The organism is Streptomyces sp. 15-116A, from assembly GCF_025290915.1.
GTDB lineage: Bacteria > Actinomycetota > Actinomycetes > Streptomycetales > Streptomycetaceae > Streptomyces.
On the sequence record NZ_JAOCQE010000064.1, the window covers coordinates 17,297 to 27,241 of the forward strand.

The window sequence follows — 9,945 nt, forward strand, 5'->3', positions numbered from 1 at the left end:
CAGCTCCTCGTGGTGTGCTGTGATTTGTGCGGATGTGTACGAGGAGGGTGTGGACCCTGTGTGGACCTGGTCCCCCGTCCTGTGATCGGCGTCTCGCACGGCTGACGCCTCTGCCATGAACAAGGCAAACTGGCCTGGTTGCTCAGGATGCGGAGCAGGATGCATAGGGGGACGGCTGCATGGACGGTGTACCGCGAGTGCCGGAGCAGCGACGGGGGCCCGGCTCCTCGGCGGAGACCGCGGCGCTGCGCTTCAGTGTGCTCGGACCGGTGCGCGCATGGCGCGACGACGAACCGCTCGCGACCGGCAGCCCTCAGCAACGCGCCCTGCTCGCCGCCCTGCTGCTGCGCGAGGGCCGTACGGCGACGGCGGCCGAGCTGATCGACGCGCTGTGGGGTGAGGAGCCGCCGTCGCAGGCGCTGGCGGCGGTACGGACGTACGCCTCCCGGCTGCGGAAGGTGCTGGACCCCGGGGTGCTGGTCAGCGAGTCCGGCGGCTACGCGGTGCGGGGGCTGGGCGAGGACGCGCTGGACCTGGCGCGAGCGCAGGATCTGGCGACGGAGGCGGAGAAGGCGAGGTCGGCCGGGGATCTGTGCCACGCACGGGAGGTGCTGCGGCGGGCGCTGGCCCTGTGGGACGGCGAGACGCTGGCAGGGGTGCCGGGCCCGTACGCGGAGGCACAACGGGTCAGGCTCGAGGAATGGCGCCTGCAACTGCTCGAATCCCGCCTGGACATGGACCTGGAGCAGGGCTGCCACGCGGAGGCGGTCTCGGAGCTGACCGCCCTCACGGCGGCGCACCCGCTCCGGGAACGCCTGCGGGAGCTGCTGATGCTGGCGCTGTACCGCAGCGGCCGCCAGGCGGAGGCGCTGGCGGTGTACGCGGACACGCGGCGCCTGCTGGCGGAGGAGCTGGGCGTGGACCCGCGCCCGGAGCTGCGGGAACTCCAGCAGCGGGTGCTGCGCGCGGACCCGGCCCTGGCGGAACCGTCCGCCCCGGCGGCGGAACCGGCGACGGCTGCCGTACGCCCGGCACAACTCCCCGCGTCGGTCCCCGACTTCACGGGCCGGTCGTCCTTCGTCCGCGAGCTGGGCGAGATCCTCGCGTCGGCGGAGGGCCGGGTGATGGCGGTGTCGGCGCTGGCGGGCATCGGCGGGGTCGGCAAGACGACGCTGGCGGTGCACGTCGCCCACCAGGCCCGCTCGGCCTTCCCGGACGGCCAGCTGTACGTCGACCTCCAGGGCGCGGGCGCGAGGGCCGCGGAGCCGGAGACGGTACTGGGGTCGTTCTTGCGCGCTCTCGGGACGGCGGACGCGGCGATCCCGGACACGCTGGAGGAACGGGCGGCGCTGTACCGCTCGGTGCTGGACGGCCGCAGGGTCCTGGTGCTGCTGGACAACGCGCGGGACGCGGCACAGGTACGGCCGCTGCTGCCGGGCACGGAGGGGTGCGCGGCGCTGGTGACGTCCCGGGTGCGGATGGTGGACCTGGCCGGCGCCCATCTCGTCGACCTGGATGTGATGTCCCCCGACGAGGCCCTCGCGCTCTTCACGAAGATCGTGGGCGAGGAACGGGTGGCGTCGGAACGGCAGGCGGCGCTGGACGTGGTGGCGGCGTGCGGCTTCCTCCCCCTGGCGATCCGCATCGCCGCGTCCCGCCTGGCGGCGCGCCGCACCTGGACGGTGTCGGTCCTCGCGGCGAAGCTCGCCGACGAACGCCGCCGCCTGGACGAACTCCAGGCGGGCGACCTGGCGGTCAAGGCCACCTTCGAACTCGGCTACGGCCAGCTGGAACCGGCCCAGGCCCGAGCCTTCCGCCTCCTCGGCCTCGCCGACGGCCCGGACATCTCCCTGGCGGCAGCGGCAGCGGTCCTGGACCTGCCGCTGGACGACACGGAGGACGTACTGGAGTCCCTGGTCGACACGTCCCTCCTGGAATCCGCAGCCCCGGGCCGCTACCGCTTCCACGACCTGGTCCGGCTCTACGCGCGTGCATGCGCGGAACGCGACGAGTGGCCGCCGAGCGAGCGCGAGGCGGCGATGTCGAGGCTGCTGGACTTCTACTTGGCGACGGCGGCGGGGGTTTATGCGATCGAGCGGCCGGGGGATCGGACCGTGGCCCACCTCGAACGCGGACACTTCGACGCACGGAAGTTCAGCAATGCCTCAGAGGCGCTGGACTGGTTGCATGCGGAGGCGGAGCCGCTGCTGGCCTGCGCTCAGCAGTCGCTCGGCGACTCGACCTTGCAACGTGCCGTTGACCTCCTGCTGGCCACGATCGATCTGGCCGAATCGGGAGCTGGTTCGCGTCGCTACGAACGGGCCGTCACTGCGGCGTGCGATGCCGCTGCGTCAGCGGGAGACCTGCGCGCCGAGGTACGGGCGCGCATCACCGCGGCTCAAGTGCTCAGCCAGGGCGGACGTTTCGAGGAGGCCGAGGCGGAGGCTCGGCGCGCGGACACGTTGAACCAGAAGGCCGGGGACCCATGGGCAAGCAGCGCCGCTCCGAACCAGCTCGGCATCATCGCCCTGTGCACGGCTCGATACGCCGCGGCCGAGGTCTACTTCCTCAGATCGATCAACGCGTTTCAGGAGGACGAGAACAAACCCGGTGAGGCAAGCGCGGTCTGTAACCTGTCTCGCACCCTGGCTTCCATGGGGCGCAGCTCGGAAGCCGTGGAGCTGGCCCAGCGAGGGATCGAGATCTACGACGAGCTCGGCCTGTCCGTACGTCTTGCCAACGCGCACTATGCCGCAGGGATCGTCCTCAACCAGGCGGGACGGCTGTCCGAGGCATTGACTCACCTCAGTGACGCTCTGCAGGTCTTCACGGAGAGCCGGCAACGCCTGTGGGAAGGGACCACTCACTTCCGCATCGCGCAGGTCCACCTGGCAGCGCGCCGTGCGAGCCAGGCTGCACAGCATGCCGAACAGGCGCTGGCCATCGGCTGTATCGGTGGCGAGTGGATGAAGGCCAACGCCCTGACTGTGCTGGGTAAGGCGTTGGAGGCCCTCGACCAGCCTGATCGTGCACGTGCTTGTTGGCGTGACGCACTGGCGACCTACGAAGGTGCGGGCTCGTCGGAGGCTGAAGAGGTACGCGCTCTGCTCTCGCCGCTCGCGGCGGCGTGAACCCGGAGCCGGGCCGTTCATCGAACGTTTATGGGCCGATGCCACTCTCAATGCGCGGGTCCGTTGCATCGGGGGACAGACGGAACCGCTGGGTCTCGAAGTTCATCTGAGGCTCATGGACCGCCCGTTCGGCGACCCGCGGGGGAGTCGCCGAACGGGCGCTTCACTCGGCAAGCACCATCGACGTCTGGGGTTTCCATCATGAGCGAAAGCAAGTCGGACACCGAAATGACCACGCAGGACCAGCACGCGCCCGCCCCGCCGACCGCGGGCGCGGAGTTCACCACGCAGGACCAGCACGCCCCTGCGCCGCCCGCCTCCGACGGAGAGATCACCAAGCTGGACCAGCACGCCCCGGCCCCGCCCGCCCTGGACCTGGACGGCAAGTAGGGGTCGGACAGGACCTCCTGCACACACGGGGATCGGCCGCGGCGGCGCGGAGGGGGAGCCGTCGCGGCCGACGCGTGTCCGGAGGTCAGCTCCGGTATGCGCTCAGGCGACGGTGTACTGCGTGTCCCCGAAGTCCGCGACCACCCGGAGTTCTCCACCCAGGGCTCGGACGTAGGAGCGGAGTGTCGCGACCTCCGTGCGGTCGATCTCGCCGTGTTCGATCGCCGAGATCCGGGGGGTGGAGACGCCCATCTCGTCCGCGATGGCGCGCTGGGTGAGGGACTGCTCGCGGCGGATCTCCGCCAACCTGTACGCACGAACCTCAGCAAGGAGCCGCTCCTTCGCGGCCTGCCTCTCCTCCGGAGTCCGCACCGGCAGCCCGGCTGCCCTCCGCGCCTCGTCGGCCCGACGCTTGGCTTCCTCCCAGCTGACAGTGCTCATTCGTACTCCCTCGTGTCCAACTCGGCTACGTGCTGGCGATAGCGCTTCTCGGCGATCGGGATGTTGGTGTCGTACCAGCCGTTCCAGCTTCCCGCCTTGTCGCCGGCGACCAGCAGGACGGCCCGGCGCACCGGGTCAAAGGCGAACAGGATCCGGACCTCGCTGCCACCACAAGATCCCGGCCTCAGTTCCTTGAGGTGATGCTGCTCAGACCCCTTGATCCGGTCCACCAACGGGCGCCCCAGCGTGGGGCCGGCGTCCGCCAGGGCGTCAACGGCGTCCTCCACCTGATCCGCGCTGCCGGGATCAGTCGTCACAAGATCCCTGAACCACGTCGCCACCTCTGCGACGAGAATCACTTCCCATTGAGCCATAGCCCGGAAGTTAACGCAACCATTAACCCGCGGGGGGAAATCCCCGGCCAGTCACCCCAAAGGGTGATCACCAGCCCTCTCCCGCAGCTCGCGCTTCAGCACCTTCCCGCTTGCGTTCCGTGGTAGCTCCGTCACGAACTCCACCGATCTCGGGACCTTGTAGTTCGCCATTTCGCGGCGGGACCAGGCGATGAGGTCGTCGGCGGTTGTCGTCGCGCCCCGGCGTCTCACCACATAGGCCCTTCCCACCTCGCCCAGGCGGGGATCCGGGACCCCGATGACCGCTGCGTCCGTGATGTCGGGATGGCGGCGGAGCACGTGTTCGATCTCCGCCGGGTACGCGTTGAAGCCGCCGACGATGTACATGTCCTTCAGGCGGTCCGTGATGCGTAGATGGCCGGCGGGATCCAGGGTCCCCACGTCGCCCGTGCGGAGCCAGCCGTCCGGAGTGAGGGCTTGCCTCGTGGCCCGCTCGTCCTCGTAGTAGCCCTGCATGACGTTGAAGCCCCGGACCTGGATCTCGCCCTTCACCCCGGGGCCGACCGGGGTGCCGTGCGCGTCCACCACCCGGACCTCCGTGCCCGGGATCGCCCGGCCCGAGGTCGTCGCGATCACCGTGTCCTCGTCCTCGCGGCGGCACATCGTCACGATGCCCGTCGCCTCCGAGAGGCCGTACGCGGTCAGGACCGTGTCCATGCCCAGGTCCCTGCGCAGGCGTTCCACCAGGGCCTCCGGGATCACCGCCGCGCCCGTCACCGTCAGGCGCAGGGAGGTCAGGTCGTAGGACGTCCTCTCCGGGTGGTCGAGGAGGGATTCGAGGAGGGTGGGCGGGCCGGGGAGGGCCGTCACCCGCTCCTTCGCTATGTGCGCCAGCGTCGCCGTCGCGTTGAACACCGGCTGCGGGATCATCGTCGCGCCCCGCATCAGGCACGCCAGGACGCCGGCCTTGTAGCCGAAGGTGTGGAACAAGGGGTTCACGATCAGGTAGCGGTCGCCCGGCCCAAGGCCCGCCAGGTCCGCCCAGGTCGCGTAGGCCCGCAAGGTCTGCGCGTGCGTGGTCACCACGCCCTTCGGGCGGCCTGTCGTGCCCGAGGTGTAGATCAGGTCCGAGGCGTGTGAGCCGTTGAGCACCGCCGCGCGCGTCCGGACCTCCTCCTCCCCCACCCCCTCCCCGCTCGCCAGGAAGTCCTTCCAGGTCAGGAAGTCCGCCGGGGCGTCATCCGACAGGACCACCACCCGGTCCAGGGCCGGCAGGCCGGGGCCCTCCGTCTCCGCCAGTGCCCGTCTCAGGGACGCCACGTACGACGTCCCCAGGAACGCACCCGTCACGAACAGCAGCCTCGCCCCGCTCCTGCGCAGCACGTCCGCCGCCTCCCCGCCCTTGAAGCGGGTGTTCAGCGGGACCAGCACCGCGCCCGCCGACACCGCGCCCAGGGCCGCGACGATCCAGTCCAGGGTGTTCGGCGCCCAGATCGCCACACGGTCGCCGACGCGGACGCCGTTCGCCATGCACGCCGCCGTCGCGCGGTCCACTCGGGCGGCCAGTTCGGCGTACGAGACGCGCGTACGGCCGTCCACGACCGCTTCCGTGTCCGCGTACCGTTCCGCGGCCGAGCGGACCAGCTCCGGAATCGTGCGCACGGTCATGTCATCCACTGCGTCCGCCTCCTTGAGCCCCGCAACTCAGCTGACCCCCCGTCAGGTTAGCTGTAACCTGACGGACCGTCAGCCATGAGGAGTCAGCGGAGGGAGCCCCGCGTCCATGCCCGGACTCAAGAACGCCACCGCCCTGGTCGGCATAGGCCAGACCCCCTTCGCCAAGCACCTCCCCGACGACGAACACACCCTCGCCTGCCGTGCCGTGCTCGCCGCGCTCGACGACGCCGGCATCGCACCCGGCGAGGTCGACGCGCTCGCCTCGTACACCATGGAGGAGACCGAGGAGGTGGAGCTGGCCAAGGCGGTCGGCTTCGGGGACCTCACCTACTTCGGGCGCGTCCCGTACGGCGGGGGCGGTTCCTGCGCCACCGTCGCCCACCTCGCCGCCGCCATCGCCTCCGGCCAGGCCTCCGTGGGCGTCGCCTGGCGCTCCCGCAAGCGGGGCAGCGGACCCCGGCCCTGGAGCAGGACCGACGTTCAACTCCCGACCCCCGCCCAGTGGACCCGGCCCTTCGGGCTGCTCCGGCCCGTCGACGAGATCGGGATGCTCGCCCGCCGCTACCTGCACGAGTACGGCGCCACCCGCGACCACCTCTTCAACGTCGCCCTCGCCTGCCGCAACCGCGCCAACCAGAACCCGGCCGCGATCATGTACGACCGCCCGCTGACCCGCGAGATGTACATGACCTCCCGCTGGATCAGCGAGCCTCTGTGCCTGTACGACAACTGCCTGGAGACGGACGGGGCGTTGGCCTGCGTGGTCGTCTCGCGCGAGCGTGCCCTCGACTGCCGGCACCGGCCCGTCTACGTCCACTCCGCCGCCCAGGGGCTCCCCGCCCAGCACCACGGCATGGTCAACTACTGGAACGACGACCCCCTCACCGGGCCCGCCTGGACCGCCGCCCGGCATCTGTGGAAGCACGCCGACCTCACTCCCGAGGACGTCGACGTCGCCCAGATCTACGACGCGTTCACCCCGCTCGTCCTGCTCTCCCTCGAGGGTTACGGCTTCTGCGGGCGCGGTGAGGGCGGGGCCTTCACCGAGGGCGGGGCGCTGGAGACCGGCGGACGGCTGCCGCTCAACACCGGCGGGGGCGGACTCAGCGAGGCGTACGTCCACGGCTTCAACCTCATCACCGAGGGCGTCAAGCAGCTCCGCGGGACGAGCACCGCGCAGGTGCCGGGGGCCTCCAGCTGTCTCGTCACCGCGGGGGAAGGGGTCCCCACCTCCGCCCTCCTGCTCACCATCTGAGGGAGCCGACCACCATGCCCGAACTGCTCAGCCCCGTCACCGACTCCGACGGCGCCCCGTTCTGGGAGTACGCCAAGAAGGGCGAACTCCGCGTCCAGACCTGCGCCGACTGCCGCGAACCGCGGTTCCCGCCCCGGCCCTGCTGCGCCCACTGCCAGTCCTTCGCACACGAGTGGCGGCTGATGTCGGGACGCGGGCGGGTCTGGTCGTACGTCGTGCCCCATCCGCCGCTCCTCCCCGGGTACGCGGAGCTGGCCCCGTACAACGTCGTGCTCGTCGAGCTGGCCGACGCGCCTCGGATACGGATGGTGGGGAACGTCGTCACCCGGCCCGGCGCGGCCATCAACTCCCTGCCCCCACAGCAACTCCGCATCGGCGCCCGTGTCCAGGTCGCCTTCCATGACGGCATGCCGCAGTGGGTCCTGGAGCAGCGCGCATGAGCCCGCACGCGTCCCTCCTCGTCGAGCGCGACACCGCGACCGGCGTCGCCCTCGTCACCCTCAACCGGCCGTCCCGCCTCAACGCCATCGACCGCGGACTCGCCGGCCAACTGGAAGAGACATGGCGGTCGTTCCGTTACGACGACTCCGTGCGCGCCATCGCGCTCACCGGCACCGGCACGCGCGCCTTCTGCACCGGCATCGACCGCGACGACACCCACGCCCCGCAGCCCGGCTCCCCCTATTCCCAGGACGATCCGCTGCTCACCATCGGGCCCAAGGCGAACGACCTCTGGAAGCCCGTCGTCGTCGCCGTGGAGGGGATGGCCTGTGGCGGCGCCTTCTATCTGCTCGGGGAGGCCGAGTTCGTCGTCGCCGGGGCTTCCGCCACCTTCTTCGATCCGCACACCACGTACGGCATGGTCAGCGCGTACGAGTCCGGGCTGATGGCGCAGCGGATGCCGTACGGGGAGGTCGCGCGGATGGTGTTGATGGGGGCGGCGGAGCGGATGTCGGCGCGGCGGGCGTACGAGGTGGGGCTGGTGTCGGAAGTGACGGAGGACGGTGGGGCGGTGGCCGCCGCTGTCGAGCGGGCGGCGGTGATCGCCGGGTGTCCGAGCGAGGCCGTGCAGGGGACCGTCCGGGCCCTGTGGGCGGCTCATCAGGCCGCCCGTGCGCACGCGTTCGCGCTCGCGCCGCATCTGGTCGCGCTCGGCAACCTGCCCGGCGAACGGCAGGCGGAGCTGTTCGCCGGGCGGGAGCGGAGTACGTACCGAAAGCGGTGAGGGTCAGGAGACCGCCGGTGCCGTCGGTGTCAGGTCGCCGCGGGTGACCGGGGACGCGGACTTCCCGGCCGCGCCCACTCCCACCTGCACGGTGACCGTGTCGGCGGCGGGGAGCGAGTTGCATGTCACGAGCATGTCACTGCCTGGCGACCGTCGGGCACCCGGCGTAGCGTCGGCCGTGGGCAGCGGTGAACGGCCGCGCCCCGCAGCGACGGCCGCCGTCCGACCACCCTTTCCGTGCACCCGGTACGACGGCCGTCCCGCAGCCCGAAGTGCCGCAGCCCGAAAGGCGCGGGCTCACGTCGTCCGCGCCGTCCCCGTCCCCTTCTCCGCGTCCAGCGCGTACACGCACCGGTCCTTGCTGCAGGCGTAGACGACGCCGTCGCGGACGACCGGGGAGCCGGTGATCTCGCCGCCGGTGGCGAGCTTCCAGCGCAGACGGCCGTCGTCGGCCTTGAGGGTGTAGAGCAGGTGGTCGGTGGAGCCGAAGTGGATACGGCCCTCGGCGACCGCGGGGGCGCCGACGATCTCGCCGCCCGCCTGGAAGCGCCACTTGGGCGTGCCGGTGACCGCGTCCAGGGTGTACAGGCCCTTGCCGCTGCCGACGTGGACATGGCCGGCGGCGACCAGGACGGGCTCGACGGAGGCGCGGGACTCGGTGGCGATGCGCCAGCGGTCGCGGCCGTCGGTGGCGTCGAGGGCGTAGACCGTGCCGAGGTAGTCGGCGAGGTAGACGCCGCCGCCCGTCACCGCCGGGCCGGGGACGAAGGCCGGCGGGCACAGGAAGACCGCGGGGGCCTCGAAGTGCCAGCGGACGTGGCCGCCGGTGACGTCCAGGGCGAGGACGCGGGTGCCGGCGGAGACGTAGACGTAGCCGTCGGGGGCCTGGGTGATGCGCACGGGGACGCCGCCGCAGGAGGCCGCGTCGCCGATGGGGTACGACCAGCGCTCGTCGCCGGTGCGGGCGTCGAGGGCGCGCAGGCGGGCGTCCTGCCAGACGTAGACGGTGCCGTCGTGGAGGACGGGTCCGGCCTCGGGCGACTCGAAGTCGGTCTGGCAGCCGGTGACCTCCCACAGCTTCTGGCCGGTGGACGCCTCCCAGCCCTGGACGCCGCCGCCTCTGGTGCCGGTGACGACGGTGCCGCGCTCGGCCTTGAGCGAGTACACCCAGGCGTCGGTGGACAGCCGCCACAGGTCGCCGCCCTCGCGCGCGTCGAGGGCGAGGAGGGTGGGGCCGTCGGAGGCGTGGATGCGGCCGTCGGCGATCGCCATGGACCAGGCGACGTCACGCGTCTTGAAGCGGCGCCGGCCGGTGGCCACGTCGAGGGCGTGCACCTCGAAGGAGGTGACGTAGACGAGGTCGCCGTCGACGGCCGGGGTGCCCCAGACGTCGTTGGACATACGGAACCGCCACGGCCGCCAGCCGGACGGCTGCTCCGGCGGGGCGGTCGCCGGCGCGGGCGCGGGTACGGC

General features: G+C 71.6%; 10 protein-coding genes. 5 read left to right on the plus strand and 5 right to left on the minus strand.

The features are described from left to right. The first annotated feature begins 179 nt into the window (after positions 1-179). Together N4P33_RS13810 and N4P33_RS13815 are read left to right on the plus strand one after the other, a co-directional pair. A complete protein-coding gene (locus N4P33_RS13810) occupies positions 180-3,131 on the plus strand; it encodes a BTAD domain-containing putative transcriptional regulator (protein WP_260826708.1) in 2,952 nt (983 codons plus the stop codon). Positions 3,132-3,332: 201 nt separating this feature from the next. Next, positions 3,333-3,521, plus strand: coding sequence for a sigma-like protein (locus N4P33_RS13815; protein WP_260826709.1), 189 nt, complete (start codon positions 3,333-3,335; stop codon positions 3,519-3,521). A gap of 102 nt (positions 3,522-3,623) precedes the next feature. On the opposite strand, the gene N4P33_RS13820 is transcribed toward N4P33_RS13815, so the two are convergent. Genes N4P33_RS13820 through N4P33_RS13830 form a run of 3 tightly spaced genes read right to left on the minus strand, consistent with a single transcriptional unit; the run spans position 3,624 to position 5,983 of the window. Continuing rightward, positions 3,624-3,962, minus strand: a complete 339-nt coding sequence (locus tag N4P33_RS13820; RefSeq protein ID WP_260826710.1) for a helix-turn-helix domain-containing protein — start codon at positions 3,960-3,962, stop codon at positions 3,624-3,626. Next, complete coding sequence (locus N4P33_RS13825; RefSeq protein WP_260826712.1) at positions 3,959-4,336, minus strand: type II toxin-antitoxin system RelE/ParE family toxin; 378 nt, start codon at positions 4,334-4,336, stop codon at positions 3,959-3,961. The genes N4P33_RS13820 and N4P33_RS13825 overlap by 4 nt, the downstream gene beginning before the upstream one ends. Before the next feature lie 51 nt (positions 4,337-4,387). Continuing rightward, positions 4,388-5,983: a FadD3 family acyl-CoA ligase gene (locus tag N4P33_RS13830; RefSeq protein ID WP_260826720.1), complete on the minus strand. Its 1,596-nt coding sequence runs from the start codon at positions 5,981-5,983 to the stop codon at positions 4,388-4,390. A 115-nt stretch (positions 5,984-6,098) separates the two neighbouring features. On the opposite strand from N4P33_RS13830, the gene N4P33_RS13835 reads away from it, so the two are divergent. Genes N4P33_RS13835 through N4P33_RS13845 form a run of 3 tightly spaced genes read left to right on the plus strand, consistent with a single transcriptional unit; the run spans position 6,099 to position 8,472 of the window. Then, on the plus strand, positions 6,099-7,247 hold the full coding sequence (locus tag N4P33_RS13835) for a lipid-transfer protein (protein ID WP_260826713.1): 1,149 nt from the start codon (positions 6,099-6,101) through the stop codon (positions 7,245-7,247). 23 nt (positions 7,248-7,270) lie between these two features. Further along, on the plus strand, positions 7,271-7,687 hold the full coding sequence (locus N4P33_RS13840; protein ID WP_260826722.1) for a Zn-ribbon domain-containing OB-fold protein: 417 nt from the start codon (positions 7,271-7,273) through the stop codon (positions 7,685-7,687). Further along, the gene (locus N4P33_RS13845) at positions 7,684-8,472 is read left to right on the plus strand and encodes an enoyl-CoA hydratase/isomerase family protein (RefSeq protein ID WP_260826715.1); all 789 of its coding nucleotides are present in this window, start codon (positions 7,684-7,686) and stop codon (positions 8,470-8,472) included. The genes N4P33_RS13840 and N4P33_RS13845 overlap by 4 nt, the downstream gene beginning before the upstream one ends. Before the next feature lie 3 nt (positions 8,473-8,475). Here the strand turns inward: N4P33_RS13845 and N4P33_RS13850 are convergent, their stop codons facing one another. Both N4P33_RS13850 and N4P33_RS13855 read right to left on the minus strand, forming a co-directional pair. Beyond that, complete coding sequence (locus tag N4P33_RS13850; protein WP_260826716.1) at positions 8,476-8,607, minus strand: hypothetical protein; 132 nt, start codon at positions 8,605-8,607, stop codon at positions 8,476-8,478. A gap of 162 nt (positions 8,608-8,769) precedes the next feature. After that, on the minus strand, positions 8,770-9,945 hold a 1,176-nt coding region (locus N4P33_RS13855), incomplete at its 5' end, for a PQQ-binding-like beta-propeller repeat protein (RefSeq protein WP_260826717.1).